Below are 17,247 nucleotides of genomic sequence, written 5' to 3'. Positions count from 1 at the left end.
TCGGGCTGCACGGGAGGGGGAGTGGGGGAGTTGTGCACAGGGAATGGGAGGAGGTGGCCGAGGCTGAAAACGAGGGAGGGGCAGGGGAGCAGTATCAGGGCTATGAACGGGATGAGGCGAACGCGGCTGTTGCAGGCGATGCGCGAGGTCGACGGAGTCGCGCGGGTCGAGCGGCTCCGGGAACGCGGGGTCAGTCGGTACGACCTCGAGACGGCGCTCTCGGAGCGGATGATCCACCGGGTGCGGGTCGGGTGGGTGGCGCTGCCCGATGCTGATCCGGCTCGGGTGACCGCGGCGCAGCACGGTGTTCTGCTGGCGTGCGTGACGCAGGCGCGACGGCTGGGACTCTGGGTGCATGACGAGAGACCCCGCCTTCACCTCGCCGCCAGCCCGGGCAGCCGGGGAGGGAAGCCGTCGGGGGCCCGCGTGCACTGGGCACGGCGTCTGGTCCCGCGACACCCCGATGTCCTGGAGGACCCGATCGAGAACGTGCTGAGCCTGGTGTCCACCTGCGAGCCGTACGAGCAGGCGCTCGCGACCTGGGAGTCGGCATTGAACAAGGGGCTCGTCGATCGAGAAAGGCTGCTCCGCCTCCCGTGGGGACCGCGCGGTCGGCGGCTCCTGGCCGAGGCGCTGCCGTTCGCGGATGCGGGGCTGAGACCTACCTGCGCGTGCGACTGCGCTGGCTCCGGCTGCCGCTGCGCTTCCAGACATGGATCGCCGGGCATCGGGTGGACGCTCTGATCGGCGAGCGACTCGTGCTGCAGATCGACGGCGGCACCCACGTCGGAGCCCAGCGCGACCAGGACAACCGTCACGATGCGGAGCTGAAGCTGCGCGGCTTCCACGTCATCCGTCTGGGCTATCACCAGGTGATGGACGAGTGGCCTGCAGTGCAGGACCTCGTCATGCGCGCCATCGCCCAGGGACTGCATCGTGCGCGCACGGCGTGATGTCGCAGATCCCGCCGCGGGTCGCAGGGCTGTCTCCAGATCCTGCGACGCCGAAGGGAATCCGCGGGGGGAGGAGCACGCGTACAATGGGCACACGAGCATCGATCCGGCCATCACCGGGGAGCTCTCGGAAGAACGGTCCGGCGACGGACTCAGTAGAACCGAGCGGGGCAGGCCCGTCACAGCCGCAGTGAGAGTGGTCCGTGGGTCTCTGAGCTTGTCGAGGGGATGCAGGGGCACGCGAGGTGGTACCGCGGTCCGCGAGGATCGTCCTCGCAGCAGCATCCGCCACGACGACCACTGCGAGAGACCATGACCTACCCGCGCTCCTCTTTCGGCCCCGCAGCCGACCAGGCCGCCACTGTGGCGCCGAGCCCCCGCTTCCCGCAGATCGAGGAGGAAGTGCTCGACTTCTGGAAGACCGACGACACCTTCCGCGCCTCCATCGAGCAGCGCGAGGGCGCCCCCGAGTGGGTGTTCTACGACGGCCCTCCCTTCGCGAACGGTCTGCCGCACTACGGCCACCTGCTCACGGGTTACGCGAAGGACGTGTTCCCGCGCTTCCAGACGATGATCGGGCACAAGGTCGACCGCGTCTTCGGATGGGACACCCACGGGCTCCCGGCCGAGCTCGAGGCGATGAAACAACTCGGGATCACCGAGAAGAGCGAGATCGAGGAGATGGGGATCGACGTCTTCAACGAGAAGGCGCGCTCCTCGGTCCTGAAGTACACACGGGAGTGGGAGGACTACGTCACCCGCCAGGCCCGGTGGGTGGACTTCGAGCGCGGATACAAGACGCTCGACCTCGGATACATGGAGAGCGTGCTCTGGGCCTTCAAGACCCTGTACGACAAGGGGCTCGCCTACGAGGGCTACCGCGTCCTCCCGTACTGCTGGCGCGATGAGACGCCGCTGTCCGCGCACGAGCTCCGCATGGATGACGACGTCTACCAGATGCGACAGGACCCGTCGGTCACGGTCACCTTCCCGCTCACCGGAGCGAAGGCCGAGGCGCTGGGGCTCACCGGGGTGCGCGCTCTCGCCTGGACGACGACGCCGTGGACCCTGCCGACCAACCTCGCGCTCGCCGTGGGGCCGGACATCGAGTACGTCGTGCTGCCTGCCGGTCCCGCCGGCGCCTCCGACGTACACCAGGGGCGTGCCGCTCCCTCGGCCGACCAGCTCGCGGTCGAGGCCTCCGCGCACCGCTACCTGCTCGCGAAGGACCTGCTCGGCGGGTATGCCAAGGATCTCGGCTACGAGAGCCCGGAGGACGCGCACGCCGCGGTCGACGCCACGCTGCGCGGTGCGGAGTTGGCGGACGTCACCTACGACCGCCTGTTCGACTACTACGCGGACGAGGAGACCTACGGCACGGAGAACGCCTGGCGCATCCTCGTCGACGACTACGTCACCACGACCGACGGCACCGGCATCGTCCACCAGGCACCCGCCTACGGTGAGGACGACCAGCGCGTCGCCGGCGCTGCGGGCATCCCCACGATCCTGTCCCTCGACGACGGCGGCCGCTTCCTCCCGAACGTCACGGATGTCGCGGGCGAGCTGTGGATGGACGCGAACACCCCGCTCGTGCGGATCATCCGCGACAACGGCCGCCTGGTGCGGCTGCAGAGCTACGAGCACTCCTACCCGCACTGCTGGCGCTGCCGGAATCCCCTGATCTACAAGGCCGTGTCGAGCTGGTTCATCCGGGTCACCGACATCAAGGACGACCTTCTCGCGAACAACGAGCAGATCACCTGGGTGCCGGAGAACGTGAAGGAGGGGCAGTTCGGCAAGTGGCTCGAGGGCGCCCGCGACTGGTCGATCAGCCGCAACCGCTACTGGGGCTCGCCCATTCCGATCTGGAAGAGCGACGACCCGGAGTACCCGCGCGTCGACGCCTACGGCTCGCTGGAGGAGCTGGAGCGCGACTTCGGCACGCTGCCGCGCAACCCCGAGGGCGAGGTGGACCTGCACCGCCCCTACATCGACGATCTGACGAGGCCGAACCCCGACGACCCCACGGGCAAGAGCACGATGCGGCGCATCGGCGACGTCTTCGACGTGTGGTTCGACTCCGGCTCGATGCCGTACGCGCAGGTGCACTATCCGTTCGAGAACCAGGAGTGGTTCGACTCGCACTCCCCGGCGGACTTCATCGTGGAGTACATCGGCCAGACCCGCGGCTGGTTCTACGTCATGCACGTGCTCTCGACGGCGCTGTTCAACCGCCCGGCGTTCACGGGCGTCAGCTGCCACGGCATCGTGCTCGGCAGCGACGGCTACAAGATGTCGAAGTCTTTGCGCAACTACCCGGACGTGTCCGAGGTGCTGGACCGCGACGGGTCCGACGCGATGCGCTGGTTCCTGATGTCGAGCGCAGTGCTCCGCGGCGGCAACCTCATCGTCACCGAGGAGGGCATCCGGTCCGGCGTGCGGGAGTTCCTGCTGCCGCTGTGGAACTCGTGGTACTTCTTCGCGACGTATGCGAATGCGTCGACAGGCTCGGCACCCCAGGGAGGCGGGTACGAGGCGTCGTGGCGCACCGACTCGACGGACGTCCTCGACCGGTACATCCTCGCGCGCCTGGGCGACCTCGTCCGCGAGGTCCGGGCCGATCTGGAGGGTCTGGACTCGACCAGCGCGTCCGCGCGACTGCGCGACTTCGCTGAGGTGCTGACGAACTGGTACATCCGCCGCTCGCGCGACCGGTTCTGGGTGGGCGTGACGGACGACCCGAAGAGCCGCGAGGCCTTCGACACGCTCTACACGGTGCTGGAGACGCTGTGCCGCGTGGCCGCGCCGCTCGTCCCGCTCATCAGCGAGCGCGTGTGGCAGGGCCTCACCGGCGGGCGCAGCGTGCACCTGCAGGACTGGCCCGATGCGGATCAGTTCCCCGCAGCCGACGAGATCCGCGACGCCATGGATGCGGTTCGTGAGCTGTCGAGCGTCGGCAACGCGCTGCGCAAGAAGGAGAAGCTGCGCGTGCGGCTGCCGCTCGCACGGCTCACGGTGGTCTCTCCGCTGGCGGCCGACCTCGGCCAGTTCGAGGACATCCTCCGCGAGGAGCTCAACGTGAAGACCGTCGAGCTCGTCCCGCTGACCGACGAGGCGGCCGGGGAGTACGGCATCAGCCACCGGCTGAGCGTGAACGCCCGCGCTGCGGGTCCGCGCCTCGGCAAGGACGTGCAGAAGGCCATCCAGGCCGCGCGCTCGGGTGACTGGTCCGAGACCGACGGCGTCGTGACCGCCGGCGGCATCGCGCTGGAGCCCGCCGAGTACGACCTCGTCCTCGAGACCACGGGTCGCCCCGAGGGGGAGGCTCTGGCCATCGTCCCGTCCGGCGGCTTCGTCCTGCTCGACACCGACACGACGCCGGAGCTGGAAGCCGAGGGCATCGCCCGCGACGCCATCCGCGTCGTGCAGGAGGCGCGCAAGAACGCCGGGCTCGACGTCAGCGACCGGATCGTGCTGGCCCTCAACGCCGCTCCCGCGGAGGCGGCGGCGCTGGAGACCCATGCCGACCTCATCGCCGCCGAGACGCTCGCCGTGGCGTTCGCCGTGCAGCCGACCGACGACCTCGACCGGCTCGTCGACGAGGTCACCAGCCCCGGAGACGGCGTGCATCGGAGCGGGGCGAAGGCCCTCGGGGCCGGGAAGGCGCCGCTCCTCGTCACGATCGACACGAACCTGGAGAAGGTGGGCGCATGAGTGCGAGAGACCGGGCCGATGCCGTCTACGAGACGCTGCTGAGCCGTGCCGGGGAACGCTGGGTGCAGCCGCGCAAGGAGCGGACGGCGCGGATCCTCGAATACCTCGACGATCCGCAGCGCACCTACCGCGTCATCCACATCACCGGCACCAACGGCAAGACGTCGACCGCGCGGATGATCGAGAGCCTGCTGCGTGCCCACGACCTGCGCACCGGCCTGTTCACGAGCCCGCACCTGGAGCGCTTCACCGAGCGCATCATGATCGACGGCGAGCCGATCTCCGATGAGGCCGTCGCCGACGCCTGGGACGAGATCGAGCCGTTCGTGGGGATCGTCGACGCCGAGCTCGAGGCGGCGAGGGAGGCCCCGCTGACGTTCTTCGAGCTGCTCACGGTCCTCGCCTTCGTCGCGGTCGCCGACGCACCCGTCGACGTGCTCGTCCTCGAGGTCGGCATGGGGGGAGAGTGGGACTCCACGAACACCGCGGACGGCGACGTGGCGGTGTTCGCTCCGATCGACATCGACCACGCGGATCGCCTGGGGAGCACCATCGCCGAGATCGCCCAGGTCAAGGCCGGCATCATCAAGGAGGGCGCCGCCGTCGTCTCCGCCCAGCAGCCGGCCGAGGCCGCCGAGGTGCTGCGCCGCGTGGCCGCGGAGCGCCATGCCACCATCGCCTTCGAAGGCGAGGACTTCGGGCTCGCCGAGCAGAAGCTCGCCGTCGGCGGTCAGCTCCTCACCATCCGGGGCCTCGCGGGGCAGTACGAGGAGGAGTACCTGCCGCTGAACGGCGCGCACCAGGGCCACAACGCCGCGCTGGCCGTCGCCGCCGTCGAGTCGCTCATCGGCGGCGCCGGCCAGGCGATCGCCGGCGGCGTGATCTCCGACGGACTCCAGGGCAGCACGTCTCCCGGCCGCCTGCAGCTCCTCGGCATCGCTCCCACCGTGATCGTCGACGCCGCGCACAACCCGCACGGCGCCGCGGCGCTCGCCCAGGCGCTGGACGACAGCTTCGACTTCGACGAGTGGGGCCTCGTGCTCGGCGTCCTCGCGGACAAGGACGCGGCGGGGATCGTCGCGCGGCTCGCGCCGGCCGCCGCACACGTCTTCGCGACCGCGCCGGAGTCGGACCGCGCCAGCGATGCCGACCTCATCGCCGATCTCGTCGAACAGGCCGGACAGCGCGCCACCGTGCACCCGTCCCTCGCAGACGCCGCGGACGCGGCCCGGGAATGGGCGGCCTCGTCGGATCGTCGGGCCGTGGTCATCGCCGGGTCCGTCGTGCTCGCCGGCGAGGCGATCGCGCTCTCCGAAGAGGAGGACTGGAAGTCGGGGTGGCGCGCATGAGCGCCGCCGCGGCCCCGCGTCGACCCCGCGCACCACGTACCCTCGTGCAGAAGCTCGCCCCGGTGGTGCTCGGTTTCGAGGCGATCGTCGTCTTCCTCGTCGGTCTCACGATCTTCGGCCTGAAGGCTCTGCCGGCGGGAATCGAGCAGTGGTGGGGCATCGTGGGCGGTGCCGTCGTGGCCGTGGCCTGCGTCGTCATCGCGGGCATGATTACGAAGCCCTGGGCGATCCCCGCCGGGTGGATCGTGCAGATCGTGGTCGCGCTGTCGGCCATCGCCGTCCCCGCCGTGCTTCTCGTCGTCCTGATTTTCGGCGGCATGTGGGCGTATGCGACCATCATGGGGGCCCGCCTGGACGCACGACGCCCGAGCGAGGCTCCGACCGCGCAGAACGCAGACACAGAGAGTGAATGACATGGCCACCGAAGAAACCCTCGTCCTCGTCAAGCCGGACGGTGTCGCCCGCGGCCTCACCGGAACGATCCTCGCCCGCATCGAGGCGAAGGGCTACGCGCTCGTCGACATCCGTCTCGTCGAGCCCGACCGCGACCTGCTCGCCGCCCACTACGCCGAGCACGAGGGCAAGCCGTTCTACGAGCCCCTTCTCGAGTTCATGATGTCCGGTCCCTCCGTGGCGATCCGCCTCGCGGGCAACCGCGTCATCGAGGGCTTCCGCTCCCTCGCCGGCACGACCGACCCCACGACCGCTGCGCCGGGCACCATCCGCGGTGACTTCGGCCGCGACTGGGGCCTCAAGGTGCAGCAGAACCTCGTGCACGGCTCGGACAGCCCCGAGTCGGCCGCTCGCGAGCTGGGCATCTGGTTCGACTGAGCCCGAGTATCACGACGAAGCCCGTCCGCCGGAATGGCGGACGGGCTTCGTCGTTCTCGTGGAGAGATCAGAAGAGGATCTTCGCCATCTCGCCGAGGAAGTCGAGTCCCTGCAGCTGCGCCAGGAAGATGACCAGCGCATAGGCGAGGACGGTCGCCAGCGGTACCCATGGCATGAGCTTCTCGGCAGCGGCACGGACCTTCGCGTTGCTCGTGAAGGTCCCGTTGCGGGCGAGGTGCACCATGGTGGCGAAGAAGGTGGGGATCGTCACCGCCCAGGTGACCATGCACCAGGGGCAGAGCACGAAGAGGTCGTAGAGGCTCTGGGCGATCAGCCAGCACACGAGACCGAATGCGAAGGTGATGCCGACCCCGAACGCTGCCCAGAACCATCGGGGGAAGCGTGCGCCGGCGAGGATCGCGACACCGACCACGAGCGGCGCCATCCAACCCGTGAGGCCGATGATCGGGTTCGGGAAGCCGAAGACCGAACCCTGCCAGGACTGCAGGTTGGTACTGCACTGGATGAACGGGCTGAGATCGCACCCGAGCGCTTCCTGGGGGTTCTCCAGCAGCGCGAATTTCTCGACCGTGAGCTGGAAGGCGGCGTACCAGCCGATGACGCTCGCGATGATCAACCACACGGCATAGACGACGGGGCGGGTGCGCTGCTCGCTCATGCTCAGGATTATCCCAGCGACGGCTATGGAAAGGGCGAGAACCGCCCGGAGAAAACGCGTGGTGAGCGACGGGATGCCGCGATCGGACCGACTTGGTGCGATAATGACCTGTGATGCGATGAACGGCGTTGCCGCGACACGTGTCGAGCAGACTTCGGGGCCCATGCCCCACGCGACCAGAGCCATGAGCCGGTCGCAGGCCGATTGAGTTCGCGGCACCCGCGGGTGCCGCATGAGATTTCACGGGACACGCAGTGGACCGTGCCAGGGAGCACGCCAGAGATGGCCGATGAGAACAATGACAACAACGCCCCCGCCCTCGACGCCCCGGCTGATGCCGCGGAGCCGCTGACGGCGACCGCCGACGCTCCGGGCGTCGAGACGGAGAGCGACGCTTCCGCGGCGCAGGCTCCGACCGAGGACGTCCCTGCGGAGTCCGACGCTCCGACGGAGTCCGAGGCTCCCGCAGAGTCCGAGGCTCCTGCCGAGCCTGAGGGTCCGGCTGAGGCTCCCGCAGAGTCCGACTCTGCCGCTGAGTCCGAGGCTCCCGCAGAGTCCGAGGCCCCTGCCGAGCCTGAGGCCGCGCCCGAGCCCGAGGCCCCGGCCGAGCCGGAGAAGCCCGCCGCCGTCACCGCCGTGTCGCTCGGTCTGCTGCCCGAGGTCTTCGTGTCGCAGGTGTCGACGCAGCTGCACTTCTACGCGCCGGAGATCGTCCCGCTTCCTGCACGCCCCGGTCGCGACGACCGTGCACCGGAGCGTGACCAGGAGGAGTCTGGGGGAGGGCGCCGGGGGCGTCGTCGCCGTGGCGGCTCCGAGGGCGACGAGCAGCGCGAGGAGCCGCGGCAGCGTCAGCGCGTCGTCGAGTACATCACCGAGCCGAAGGCGATCAAGGGCTCGACGCGCCTCGAGGCCAAGAAGCAGCGCCGTCGTGACGGCCGCGACGCCGGTCGCCGTCGCCCGGTCGTGACCGAGGCCGAGTTCCTCGCGCGTCGCGAGTCCGTCGACCGCAAGATGGTCGTGCGCTCCAAGAACGGCCGCACGCAGATCGGCGTCCTGGAAGACGGCGTGCTCGTGGAGCACTACGTCGCTCGCAACCAGGACGCCTCGCTGATCGGCAACGTCTACCTCGGTCGGGTGCAGAACGTGCTTCCCAGCATGGAGGCCGCGTTCGTCGATATCGGTCGTGGCCGCAACGCCGTGCTCTACTCGGGCGAGGTGGACTGGGACGGCGTCGAGACCGGCAACCAGCCCCGTCGCATCGAACTGGCGCTCAAGCCGGGCGATCGCGTGCTCGTCCAGGTCACCAAGGACCCGGTGGGTCACAAGGGCGCCCGCCTCACGAGCCAGATCTCGCTGCCCGGCCGCTACCTCGTGTACGTGCCCGGCGGTTCGATGAACGGCATCAGCCGCAAGCTCCCCGACAACGAGCGGGCGCGACTCAAGCGCATTCTCAAGGAGGTGCTGCCGGAGTCGTCCGGCGTGATCGTCCGCACGGCGGCCGAGGGCGCCACCGAGGAGCAGCTGACCCGCGACGTGCAGCGCCTCACCTCGCAGTGGGAGCACATCCAGAAGCAGGTCGAGAGCCAGCAGGCTCCGGCGCTCCTGCACGCCGAGCCCGACCTGCTCGTGAAGATCGTCCGGGACGTCTTCAACGAGGACTTCACGAAGATGCTCATCCAGGGCGAGGAGTCGCAGCGCACGATCAGGGCGTACCTGGAGAGCGTCGCACCCGACCTGCTCGAGCGCGTCGAGGCGTACGAGGACGACGTCGACCCGTTCGACGCGTTCCGCATCACCGAGCAGATCGAGAAGGCGCTGGACCGCAAGGTGTGGCTGCCCTCCGGCGGTTCGCTCGTGATCGACCGCACCGAGGCCATGACGGTCGTCGACGTCAACACCGGTAAGTTCGTCGGCTCGGGCGGAAACCTCGAGGAGACCGTCACCCAGAACAACCTCGAGGCCGCGGAGGAGATCGTCCGCCAGCTGCGCCTGCGCGACATCGGCGGCATCATCGTCGTCGACTTCATCGACATGGTCCTGGAGTCCAACCGCGATCTCGTGCTTCGGCGCCTGATCGAATGCCTGAGCCGCGACCGGACCAAGCACCAGGTCGCCGAGGTCACCTCGCTCGGGCTCGTGCAGATGACGCGCAAGAAGCTGGGGCTCGGCCTGCTGGAGACCTTCAGCGAGGCGTGCGAGGTCTGCGCCGGTCGCGGCGTGATCGTGCACCACGACCCGGTCGTGAAGCACCGCGCGAACGGCAACGGCAACAGCAACGGTGGCAACGGAGGACGCCGGCAGCGCGGTAACGGCAACGGTAACGGCAACGGCGGGGGCACCAATCACTCCACGCCCGCCGCACCGCCGGTGACCCACGCCATCACCGAGGGGGCGAAGTCCGCTCTCGCGCAGATCGCTGCCTCCACCATCGTGCCGGCCGGCGAACCGGCTGCCGAGGTCCCGGCCGCCGAGCCCGCTCCGGCGTCCGCATCCGAGCGCCCGAAGAAGGCCCGGAAGAAGCGCGGCGACCGCAAGGGGCCGAAGACGCCGACCGAGGAGCTGCTCGACTCGGTGCTGGACGCGCTTCCGGAGCCCAAGGCGCCGGGTCAGGGCCGTGGACGGCGCCGGGTCACCACCGCCGCGCTCTCCGGCACGCCGGTGTCCGTGAACTCGGAGGCGTCAGTGCCGCCGGTCGCGTCCGCGGACCCGGAGGCCTGAGGCGATCAGGCGCCGGACGAGCTCCTTGCCGGGGACGTGCTGCGCACCACCGGCGATGAGCCGGGGAACGGCGTCCTCCGGGACGTCGTAGTGGTCGAGGTCGAAGGCCCGGGCGGGGATGCCGTGCGCGTGGGCGAACGCGTGCAGCTCGTCGAGGTTGTCGTCGCTGACCAGGTGCGCCCACAGGCGTCCATGGGCGGGCCAGCGGGGGTCGTCGACGAGTACGGTCACTCCGTCAGCCTACGACCGGCCCCGTCACCCGGCTCACTTTGCGAGGTCAGCCGGCATCCGGTAAAGTAGTCCCTTGGTGCGCATGCCGCGTCGTCCTCGACGGCCGAAGCGGAGAGTCTTGCATTCGCGCCCGTCGTACCAGCGACGCATGCAAGCAACAGTCTTCCCGTGAGATTCTCGGAGCCGCGTGCTCCCCAACGAAACAGGTATGAAGTGGTTTACGCAGTAGTGCGCGCCGGTGGCCGGCAGGAGAAGGTCGAGGTCGGCACCATCGTTCAGCTCGACCGTGTTCAGGCTGCCCAGGGCGACAAGATCCAGCTGCCCGCCGTGCTGCTCGTCGACGGCTCCACGGTGACCACCGACGCTGACGCGCTGGCGAAGGTCACCGTCACGGCTGAGGTCGTCGGCAACCTCCGCGGCCCGAAGATCGTCATCCAGAAGTACAAGAACAAGACCGGCTACAAGAAGCGTCAGGGCCACCGCCAGGAGCTCACGCGCGTCAAGATCACCGGCATCAAGTAAGACCGAGGAGACCAGGACATGGCACACAAAAAGGGCGCAAGCTCCACCCGTAACGGTCGTGACTCCAACGCACAGCGCCTCGGCGTGAAGCGCTTCGGCGGTCAGCAGGTCCTCGCCGGCGAGATCATCGTCCGCCAGCGCGGCACGCATTTCCACCCCGGCGCCAACGTCGGCCGTGGTGGCGACGACACGCTGTTCGCTCTGGCCGCCGGTGCGGTCGAGTTCGGCGCGAAGGGCGGCCGCAAGGTCGTCAACATCGTCGCTGCTGCTGAGTGATCACAGCACCACGCTAAACATCCGGTTCGGGGCGGGCTTCGGCTCGCCCCGTCCGTGTATCTGCCGTCAGGCACCCTGAGCAACCGAAGGACTCCCACATGGTCACGTTCGTCGACACCGTCACACTGCACCTGCGTGCAGGCAAGGGCGGCAACGGCTGCGTCTCCGTGCACCGGGAGAAGTTCAAGCCCCTCGGCGGCCCGGACGGCGGGAACGGGGGCGACGGCGGCGACATCGTCCTCGTCGCCGACACGCAGACCGGCACGCTGCTGTCGTACCACCACTCGCCGCACCGCTCGTCGGGCAACGGCGGACCGGGCATGGGCGACCACCGCTCCGGCTTCGACGGCGAGACGCTGGAGCTTCCCGTCCCGGTCGGCACCGTGGTCAAGAACCCGAACGGCGATGTCCTGATCGACATGATCGAGCCCGGTGAGCGCTTCGTCGTGGCCGCGGGCGGTCAGGGAGGCCTGGGCAACGCCGCCCTGGCGACCCCCAAGCGCAAGGCTCCGGGTTTCGCCCTGCTCGGCACCCCGGGATTCGAGGGCGACGTCGTCCTCGAACTCAAGACCGTCGCCGACGTGGCACTCGTCGGCTACCCGTCCGCGGGCAAGTCGAGCCTCATCGGTGCGGTCTCGGCTGCGCGGCCCAAGATCGCCGACTACCCCTTCACGACGCTGCACCCGAACCTCGGCGTGGTCCAGGTGGAGGACTTCCGCTACACCGTCGCGGATGTGCCCGGCCTCATCGAGGGCGCGAGCGAGGGTCGCGGGCTCGGACTCGAGTTCCTGCGCCATGTGGAGCGCTGCTCCGCCCTCCTGCACGTGCTCGACTGCGCGACGCTGGAGCCGAACCGCGACCCCATCTCCGACCTCGACGTCATCCTCGCCGAGCTGGCCGCGTACGAAGTGCCGGAGGGGCAGACGCCTCTGCTGGAGCGTCCCCAGTTCGTGGCGTTGAACAAGGTCGACGTGCCGGAGGCGCGTGACCTCGCCGATCTCGTGCGGCCGGATCTGGAGGCTCGCGGATTCCGGGTGTTCGAGATCTCCACCGTCTCGCACGAGGGGCTGCGCCCCCTCACGCTCGCTCTCGGCGAGCTGGTCGAGCAGCACCGCAAGGAGACGGCGGTCGAGGCGCCGCGCGAGCGCGTCGTCATCCGCCCGAAGGGCTCCGTGAAGCCGTTCACCATCCGCGTCGAGGGTGGCACGTACGGCAACATCTACCGCATCCTCGGCGAGAAGCCGGTGCGCTGGGTGCAGCAGACCGACTTCCAGAACGAGGAGGCCGTGGGCTACCTCGCCGACCGTCTGGAGAAGCTCGGCGTCGAGGACGAGCTCTTCCGTCTCGGCGCCGTGCAGGGCTCGACCGTCGTGATCGGCGAGGGTGACAGCATCGTCTTCGACTGGGAGCCGACGATGAGCTCCGCCGCCGAGCTCATGACGGCGCCCCGAGGTACCGACCCGCGTCTGGCGCCGAACGCGCGCCGGACCACATCCGAGCGTCGTGAGCAGTACTACGAGCGCATGGACGCGAAGGCGCAGGCGCGCGCCGAGCTGGAGGCGGAGCGGCTCGCCACGTACCGCGAGGACGAGGCGTGACCGCACGCACGCGCGCCGATCTCGCGACGGCGACGCGGATCGTCGTGAAGGTGGGCTCGTCGTCCATCAGCGGCGAGTCCTCCTGGCGCATCCCGGTGATCGTCGAAGCCCTGGCGGAGGCACACGCCCGCGGAGCAGAGGTCGTGCTCGTGTCGTCGGGAGCGATCGCCTCCGGTATCCCGTTCCTCCATCTGGACGCGCGACCCACCGACCTCGCCACGCAGCAGGCCGCGGCGGCGGTCGGCCAGAACATCCTCGTCTACCGCTACCAGGAAGCGCTGCGCCCCTTCGACATCGTCGCCGGTCAGGTGCTGCTCACCACCGGAGACCTCGAGAACCCGACGTCGCGCTCGAACGCGCGGCGGGCCATGGAGCGCCTTCTGGGTCTGCGAACCCTTCCGATCGTGAACGAGAACGACACGGTCGCCACGCAGGAGATCCGGTTTGGCGACAACGACCGGCTGGGCGCCCTCGTCGCGCAGCTCATCGAGGCCGACGCCCTCATCCTCCTCAGCGACATCGAGTCGCTGTACACGCGGCCGCCGAGCGACCCCGGCGCCGAGCCCCTCGACGTCATCGCTCCGGACGCGGACCTCTCCGGGCTGGAGTTCGGCGCCACGGTCGTCAACAGCGTCGGCACCGGGGGAGCGGCCACGAAGGTCTCCGCCGCCCGACTCGCGGCGGCCTCGGGTATCGGGGTCCTGGTCACCAGCGCTGACCTCGTCTCCCAGGCCCTGGCGGGCGCCGACATCGGGACCTGGTTCGAGCCCGCCACCTCCTAGACTGGGCGGATGACCGACCTCACCCCTCAGACGCGCCTGGAGCGGGCCAAGGAGGCCTCGCGGGCGACCGCCGCCCTCACGAGCGATGACAAGGCGAGGGCACTCGAAGCCATCGCCGTCGCCCTCGAGGCTAATGCCGCCCGGATCATCGAGGCGAACCAGCAGGACGTCGAGCGGGGTCGTGAGGACGGCATCGGCGAGTCTCTCGTCGACCGCCTCCGTCTGGACGAGAAGAGGGTCTCCGCCCTCGCAGCAGCCGTCCGCGATGTGGCGGCGCTGCCCGACCCGGTGGGTCGCGTCGTCGGCGGGCACCGGATGCCGAACGGCGTGGCTCTCGAACAGGTGCGCGTGCCGTTCGGCGTGGTCGGGGCGATCTATGAGGCGCGACCCAACGTCACCGTCGACATCGCCGCCCTCGCCCTGCGCTCGGGCAACGCGGTCGTCCTGCGCGGAGGCAGCGCGGCACTCCACTCCAACACCGTCCTCGTCGACGTCATGCGCTCCGCCCTCGGCGAGGCCGGGGTGACGCCCGAGGCGATCCAGACCGTGGACGACTTCGGGCGGGACGGGGCGAAGGCGCTCATGCACGGTCGCGGCCTCATCGACGTCCTCGTGCCGCGCGGCAGCGCCGGCCTCATCGAGACGGTGGTGACGGAGTCGACGGTGCCTGTCATCGAGACGGGCGCGGGGAACGTGCACATCCTGCTCGACGAGAGCGCCCCGGACGACTGGGCGTCCGACATCGTCGTGAATGCCAAGGTGCAGCGCCCGAGCGTGTGCAACGCGGTCGAGACCGTTCTCGTGCACCGGCAGGCCGCACCGCGGCTGATCCCGCTCGTCGCGAGCGCCCTCATGAGTGAGGGAGTGGCGATCCACGGCGACGACGTGGTCGCAGGACTCGTGGCCAACATCATCCCGGCGACCGACGAGGACTGGGCGACCGAGTACCTGAGCCTGGACGTCGCGATGAAGGTCGTCGACAGCCTCGACGACGCCCTGGACCACATCCGGCGCTACAGCACGGGGCACACGGAGTCCATCGTCACCACCGACTCCCGCAGCGCAGAGCGGTTCCTGGCCGAGGTGGACTCCGCCGTGGTGATGGTGAACGCCTCCACACGGTTCACGGACGGGGCCGAGTTCGGCTTCGGTGCCGAGGTGGGCATCTCGACGCAGAAGCTGCATGCGCGGGGTCCGATGGGGCTCTCCGAGCTGACCAGTACGAAATGGCTCGCGCGTGGGGCAGGTCAGACCCGCGGGTGAGGGCTAGACTGGGGGACGCTGTATCCCCACAGGACCCCCGAGACAGCACGCCACGAACGGAGTCAGGATGAACCTCGTCGCACAGATCGCGATGGCCGCCGCAGAGACCGAGCACCACGGCAACGTGGCTCTCGACACGGTGATCTTCGGAGTCATCGCCGCGATCGTGTTCGCCGCTCTCGGTCTCGTGACGCTGTCGTACAAGAACGTCGCGAACCGCCACTCGGCGAAGGCGGAGGCCTGGGCGGCGAAGCACGGCAAGGACCACGAGGCGGGACACGGCCACTAGGCCCTCATGAGCACCGCGACCACGCGCGCACCGCGCATCGGCGTGATGGGCGGGACCTTCGATCCGATCCATCACGGCCATCTGGTCGCCGCCAGCGAGGTCGCGCACTCGTTCGATCTCGACGAGGTGGTGTTCGTCCCGACGGGTCGTCCCTGGCAGAAGGCCGACGTCACGCCGAGTGAGCATCGCTATCTGATGACAGTCATCGCGACGGCCTCCAACCCGCAGTTCACGGTGAGCCGCGTGGACATCGACCGCGCGGGTCCGACGTACACGATCGACACGCTCCGCGACCTCAAGGAGCAGCGCCCGGACGCCGAGCTGTTCTTCATCAGCGGGGCGGACGCCGTGGCGCAAATTCTCAGTTGGAGAGACCATGATGAATTGTGGGAACTGGCCCACTTCGTCGCGGTCTCCCGCCCAGGACACGTTCTGAGCATCGACGGCCTCCCGAGCGACGACGTCAGCCAGCTCGAGGTGCCGGCGCTGTCCATATCGTCGACGGACTGTCGCGACCGCGTCCGCGACGATCAACCGGTCTGGTACCTCGTCCCCGACGGGGTCGTCCAGTACATCGCGAAGCATCATCTGTATCGGAGCAAGGCATGAGCACATCGGATCAGCGAGGTCCGCTGACGCGGAAGCAGCTGCGGGAGATCCGGTTGACGGGATCCACCCCGATCATCAGCGAGGAAGAGGCGAAGGCCGCCGCGGAGTCCGCTCCTCCTGCCCAGCCGTTGCCCCGCGCTGCCGAGCCCGTGGTCATCCCGCCCGCCCCGGTCGCCGGCACTCCTGTCGATCCTGAGGCCGCGCCGCTCACCCGGCGTCAGGCACGGGAGCAGGAGAAGATCAAGACAGTCCCGGTTCCCGCCGTCGGCGCGCCGGAGCAGCGGCCGGTGGAAGAGCCGGCGGTGCAGTCCGACGCCTCCGGCGACGACGACATGGATGACGAGGTCGCCGCGGAGCCCGTCAGCGCGGCGGAGGCCGCCGACACGGTCGGAGAGGTGCCCCTCGCCGACGAGTACGCGCAGACCCCGGAGCCCGAGCCGGAGGATCCCGCCGTCGCACTCGGCGTCAGCCAGGAGGACGCCGCCGAGGGGGAGGACCTCCTGGATGAGGACCCCGAGAGCGATGTCGACCAGGGGGAGCGTCCGACCGTCAGTCCGACATTCGGTCAGGGTGTGCTGCAGGATGAGGCGCCCGCCGAGCCGGCACCCTTCCGCCCCTCCTTCGACGAGCTGCTCACCTCGAACGACTCGGGGGGCACCCAGCACTCGGCCCCGAACGCGCTGATCTTCACCCCGTCGGCCGGCGAGGGGTCTCTCTCCGGTCCGGTCGCCTCCACCGGCGAGATCCTCGTCACGGGGTCGTACGAGCTGCCGAAGGGACTCGGCTCGCAGGGGCACGCCCACGGAACGACGGACGGCAAAGAGGTCGACGCCGTCCTCATCGACGGTGAGCTCCCGCCCGCGTCTTCCCCCACTCCGATCGCGGCGAGCTCCGCCGTCAGCACCATCAAGCCCGCCGGCGAGGTGATCCGTCCGCCGGCACCCGAGAAGGGCAACCGGCTCATGCTGATCGCCGCCATCGTCGCGGGCGCCCTCGCGCTGGGTCTGGGCACGGCCCTGGTCATCGCCTTCACAGGAAACGTCTTCTGATGCAATCACCCGAAACCGCCGAAGAGATGCTGCGCATCGCCGCAGAAGCCGCCGTGGCCAAGGGCGGTGAGGACCTCGTCGCGCTGAACGTCTCCGAACCGCTTCCGCTCGTGGACATCTTCCTCCTCGTGACCGGCAACAGCGAGCGGAACGTCGCCGCCATCGCCGACGAGATCGAGGACCGTCTCGTCGAGTCCGGACACAAGCGCGTGCGCCGAGAGGGGCGTGCCGAGGCGCGGTGGGTGCTGCTGGACTTCGGCGACCTCATCGTCCACGTCTTCCACCAGGAGGAGCGGGTCTACTACGGCCTGGAGCGCCTGTGGAAGGACTGCCCGGTCGTCCCGATCGAGGTCGCCGGGGCGTCGGCCGAAAACGCCTGAC

18 protein-coding genes are annotated in these 17,247 nt (G+C 69.5%); 16 read left to right on the top strand and 2 right to left on the bottom strand.

The genetic code is table 11. The annotated features are described in order from the left end of the window. Positions 1-111 precede the first annotated feature (111 nt). From WFJ36_RS06145 to ndk, 6 genes are all read left to right on the top strand, one after another. The gene (locus WFJ36_RS06145; RefSeq protein ID WP_336642893.1) at positions 112-744 is read left to right on the top strand and encodes a hypothetical protein; all 633 of its coding nucleotides are present in this window, start codon (positions 112-114) and stop codon (positions 742-744) included. Continuing rightward, positions 732-953 (top strand): DUF559 domain-containing protein, encoded by a 222-nt coding sequence (locus tag WFJ36_RS06140; RefSeq protein WP_336642892.1) that lies wholly within the window; start codon positions 732-734, stop codon positions 951-953. The genes WFJ36_RS06145 and WFJ36_RS06140 overlap by 13 nt, the downstream gene beginning before the upstream one ends. A 312-nt stretch (positions 954-1,265) precedes the next feature. Then, complete coding sequence (gene ileS, locus WFJ36_RS06135) at positions 1,266-4,670, top strand: isoleucine--tRNA ligase (protein ID WP_336642891.1); 3,405 nt, start codon at positions 1,266-1,268, stop codon at positions 4,668-4,670. Further along, positions 4,667-6,019 (top strand): bifunctional folylpolyglutamate synthase/dihydrofolate synthase, encoded by a 1,353-nt coding sequence (locus tag WFJ36_RS06130; RefSeq protein WP_336642890.1) that lies wholly within the window; start codon positions 4,667-4,669, stop codon positions 6,017-6,019. The genes ileS and WFJ36_RS06130 overlap by 4 nt, the downstream gene beginning before the upstream one ends. Beyond that, entirely contained in the window at positions 6,016-6,432 is a 417-nt protein-coding gene (locus WFJ36_RS06125; protein ID WP_256209470.1) for a DUF4233 domain-containing protein, read from the top strand. The genes WFJ36_RS06130 and WFJ36_RS06125 overlap by 4 nt, the downstream gene beginning before the upstream one ends. A 1-nt stretch (position 6,433) precedes the next feature. Then, positions 6,434-6,850 carry a nucleoside-diphosphate kinase gene (gene ndk / locus WFJ36_RS06120; protein WP_071329548.1) on the top strand — a complete coding sequence of 139 codons (417 nt, stop codon included), beginning with the start codon at positions 6,434-6,436 and terminating at the stop codon, positions 6,848-6,850. 67 nt (positions 6,851-6,917) lie between these two features. Here ndk and WFJ36_RS06115 read toward each other — a convergent pair whose 3' ends face one another. After that, positions 6,918-7,529 (bottom strand): vitamin K epoxide reductase family protein, encoded by a 612-nt coding sequence (locus WFJ36_RS06115; RefSeq protein WP_292791185.1) that lies wholly within the window; start codon positions 7,527-7,529, stop codon positions 6,918-6,920. Positions 7,530-7,811: 282 nt separating this feature from the next. On the opposite strand from WFJ36_RS06115, the gene WFJ36_RS06110 reads away from it, so the two are divergent. Beyond that, a complete protein-coding gene (locus WFJ36_RS06110; protein ID WP_336642889.1) occupies positions 7,812-10,247 on the top strand; it encodes an Rne/Rng family ribonuclease in 2,436 nt (811 codons plus the stop codon). On the opposite strand, the gene WFJ36_RS06105 is transcribed toward WFJ36_RS06110, so the two are convergent. Next, positions 10,209-10,478, bottom strand: a complete 270-nt coding sequence (locus WFJ36_RS06105; RefSeq protein WP_071329545.1) for a DUF4031 domain-containing protein — start codon at positions 10,476-10,478, stop codon at positions 10,209-10,211. The genes WFJ36_RS06110 and WFJ36_RS06105 overlap by 39 nt on opposite strands. 213 nt (positions 10,479-10,691) lie before the next feature. On the opposite strand from WFJ36_RS06105, the gene rplU reads away from it, so the two are divergent. From rplU to rsfS, 9 genes are all read left to right on the top strand, one after another. Further along, positions 10,692-11,000 carry a 50S ribosomal protein L21 gene (gene rplU, locus WFJ36_RS06100; protein ID WP_025104973.1) on the top strand — a complete coding sequence of 103 codons (309 nt, stop codon included), beginning with the start codon at positions 10,692-10,694 and terminating at the stop codon, positions 10,998-11,000. An 18-nt stretch (positions 11,001-11,018) separates the two neighbouring features. Beyond that, entirely contained in the window at positions 11,019-11,276 is a 258-nt protein-coding gene (gene rpmA, locus WFJ36_RS06095) for a 50S ribosomal protein L27 (RefSeq protein ID WP_025104972.1), read from the top strand. Positions 11,277-11,374: 98 nt separating this feature from the next. Further along, positions 11,375-12,874: a GTPase ObgE gene (gene obgE, locus WFJ36_RS06090; RefSeq protein WP_336642888.1), complete on the top strand. Its 1,500-nt coding sequence runs from the start codon at positions 11,375-11,377 to the stop codon at positions 12,872-12,874. Further along, positions 12,871-13,656: a glutamate 5-kinase gene (gene proB / locus WFJ36_RS06085; RefSeq protein WP_071329543.1), complete on the top strand. Its 786-nt coding sequence runs from the start codon at positions 12,871-12,873 to the stop codon at positions 13,654-13,656. The genes obgE and proB overlap by 4 nt, the downstream gene beginning before the upstream one ends. A gap of 9 nt (positions 13,657-13,665) precedes the next feature. After that, positions 13,666-14,919, top strand: coding sequence for a glutamate-5-semialdehyde dehydrogenase (locus tag WFJ36_RS06080; protein ID WP_071329542.1), 1,254 nt, complete (start codon positions 13,666-13,668; stop codon positions 14,917-14,919). 67 nt (positions 14,920-14,986) lie between these two features. After that, positions 14,987-15,208 (top strand): hypothetical protein, encoded by a 222-nt coding sequence (locus tag WFJ36_RS06075; protein ID WP_136051932.1) that lies wholly within the window; start codon positions 14,987-14,989, stop codon positions 15,206-15,208. 6 nt (positions 15,209-15,214) lie between these two features. Beyond that, a complete protein-coding gene (gene nadD / locus WFJ36_RS06070; protein ID WP_082749995.1) occupies positions 15,215-15,817 on the top strand; it encodes a nicotinate-nucleotide adenylyltransferase in 603 nt (200 codons plus the stop codon). After that, on the top strand, positions 15,814-16,866 hold the full coding sequence (locus tag WFJ36_RS06065) for a hypothetical protein (protein WP_336642887.1): 1,053 nt from the start codon (positions 15,814-15,816) through the stop codon (positions 16,864-16,866). The genes nadD and WFJ36_RS06065 overlap by 4 nt, the downstream gene beginning before the upstream one ends. Then, positions 16,866-17,246: a ribosome silencing factor gene (gene rsfS, locus WFJ36_RS06060; protein WP_071329539.1), complete on the top strand. Its 381-nt coding sequence runs from the start codon at positions 16,866-16,868 to the stop codon at positions 17,244-17,246. The genes WFJ36_RS06065 and rsfS overlap by 1 nt, the downstream gene beginning before the upstream one ends. Position 17,247: the final 1 nt, after the last annotated feature.

Source organism: Microbacterium sp. MMO-113, from assembly GCF_037148555.1.
Lineage (GTDB): Bacteria > Actinomycetota > Actinomycetes > Actinomycetales > Microbacteriaceae > Microbacterium.
This window is presented reverse-complemented; position numbering and strand designations above follow the sequence as displayed.

What these genes read in the sequence shown, in the direction of transcription:
- WFJ36_RS06125 (WP_256209470.1), top strand. Translation starts at nt 6,016, where the DNA reads ATGAGCGCCGCCGCGGCCCCGCGTCGACCCCGCGCACCACGTACCCTC.
- WFJ36_RS06080 (WP_071329542.1), top strand. Translation starts at nt 13,666, where the DNA reads ATGACCGACCTCACCCCTCAGACGCGCCTGGAGCGGGCCAAGGAGGCC.
- WFJ36_RS06065 (WP_336642887.1), top strand. Translation starts at nt 15,814, where the DNA reads ATGAGCACATCGGATCAGCGAGGTCCGCTGACGCGGAAGCAGCTGCGG.
- WFJ36_RS06075 (WP_136051932.1), top strand. Translation starts at nt 14,987, where the DNA reads ATGAACCTCGTCGCACAGATCGCGATGGCCGCCGCAGAGACCGAGCAC.
- WFJ36_RS06110 (WP_336642889.1), top strand. Translation starts at nt 7,812, where the DNA reads ATGGCCGATGAGAACAATGACAACAACGCCCCCGCCCTCGACGCCCCG.
- obgE (WP_336642888.1), top strand. Translation starts at nt 11,375, where the DNA reads ATGGTCACGTTCGTCGACACCGTCACACTGCACCTGCGTGCAGGCAAG.
- nadD (WP_082749995.1), top strand. Translation starts at nt 15,215, where the DNA reads ATGAGCACCGCGACCACGCGCGCACCGCGCATCGGCGTGATGGGCGGG.
- ndk (WP_071329548.1), top strand. Translation starts at nt 6,434, where the DNA reads ATGGCCACCGAAGAAACCCTCGTCCTCGTCAAGCCGGACGGTGTCGCC.
- WFJ36_RS06145 (WP_336642893.1), top strand. Translation starts at nt 112, where the DNA reads ATGAGGCGAACGCGGCTGTTGCAGGCGATGCGCGAGGTCGACGGAGTC.
- WFJ36_RS06130 (WP_336642890.1), top strand. Translation starts at nt 4,667, where the DNA reads ATGAGTGCGAGAGACCGGGCCGATGCCGTCTACGAGACGCTGCTGAGC.
- ileS (WP_336642891.1), top strand. Translation starts at nt 1,266, where the DNA reads ATGACCTACCCGCGCTCCTCTTTCGGCCCCGCAGCCGACCAGGCCGCC.
- WFJ36_RS06115 (WP_292791185.1), bottom strand. Translation starts at nt 7,529, where the DNA reads ATGAGCGAGCAGCGCACCCGCCCCGTCGTCTATGCCGTGTGGTTGATC.
- rpmA (WP_025104972.1), top strand. Translation starts at nt 11,019, where the DNA reads ATGGCACACAAAAAGGGCGCAAGCTCCACCCGTAACGGTCGTGACTCC.
- rsfS (WP_071329539.1), top strand. Translation starts at nt 16,866, where the DNA reads ATGCAATCACCCGAAACCGCCGAAGAGATGCTGCGCATCGCCGCAGAA.